This is a genomic window from Acinetobacter sp. YH12112, from assembly GCF_013418945.1.
GTDB lineage: Bacteria > Pseudomonadota > Gammaproteobacteria > Pseudomonadales > Moraxellaceae > Acinetobacter > Acinetobacter indicus.
In genome coordinates this window covers 1-1,133 of sequence record NZ_VPBA01000099.1, presented here as the reverse complement: position 1 = coordinate 1,133, position 1,133 = coordinate 1, and the positions used below count along the sequence as shown (strand labels likewise).

Here is a 1,133-nt window from a genome sequence, read left to right as displayed (position 1 = left end):
AGGGAGATAAATATCCATCGCCAGTGAAGCGAGGATGTCGAAAGGAGCCATCAGCAGCAGTGCTGCCGGCAGCGTATAGGCCCACGCGGGGCGTGTGGTGGTCATGACGAATCAACCCTCGATTAAGATTAAGGAATACCGGGCGACGTCTGCTCGTCAGCAATCAGATGAGACTAGCCTTACAGAGCGCCGCAACAACAATACTGGTTGTTGCGGCTTACTTGTCTGCTGACTTGGAATTTCCCATCTGATTACTCCACGCTTACGAATATGAATTGCTACATTTTATCAGATTATCTTTTGCTTCGCAATGCGGCATGGGCGCACTCAGCGTTCCAGCCCCCTCTGCCGCCCTAACTGCCACGACACCGACCCGCCCTGCACGATGCCCATAACCTCGCGGCCGAGTTGGCGGTCGATGATCGGCCGCCACGGGACAAGGGTGAACTCATGGGATTTCTCGACCACGGCGAACTTGCCGCTCGATAGATGCACGGTTCCGGTAAACTTGCCGCTGACGCTCTCGCCGTCCGTGGCGGCGCGGAACGGCAGGCCCTTACTCAAAGCCATATCCGATCCGACGCCGGCTACCTCGCGCTCCCGCAGGATGGCGAGAAGGTTGCGCCGGTAGAAGACGCGGCTGTCCCGGCTGCGGGTGGCGTCGCCCTGTTCGATATGGTGCTCGCGGCGCTGGTCCATGGCTTCGCGGACTTGTTGCCCGAAGCCGGTTGGCGCAAGGTCGGCCGTCTCGCCGTGGATCAGCCGCCGGTCCAGCCAGGTCGCGCCGTCCGATCCGATCTGTTTGTTCAGATCGACCGGGGAAAGGACGCGAACGCTGGCCTGACTGTCTCGGCCGGCGTCATGGGCGGCGGCACGGCTGACCAGATCATCGGGGATGCGCCATTGGTCGGCGTCGATCCGCTCGACGATACCGGCCCGGCGTAGCGCCTCCAGCCGGCGCACATGGGCATCGACATAGCCCTCATAGTCGCCGCCTGGAACGCGGCACGTATAGGAAGAATAAACGCCCTTTTCACCCAAGTCCAACAGCTTTGGACCGCAGTTGACTCTTTCGACACCCCTGCGATGCAACCCAATCCGGCTGACGGGGAGCCAGCAACGCTGAAAATTTA

Annotated in this window: 1 protein-coding gene; it reads right to left on the bottom strand. The window is 60.6% G+C overall.

Annotated features, from left to right (window positions below):
* Window positions 1-327: 327 nt before the first annotated feature.
* Window positions 328-1,133 (bottom strand): DUF3363 domain-containing protein (locus FTU50_RS15645; protein WP_223411754.1); only part of this gene is annotated, 806 nt, incomplete at its 5' end.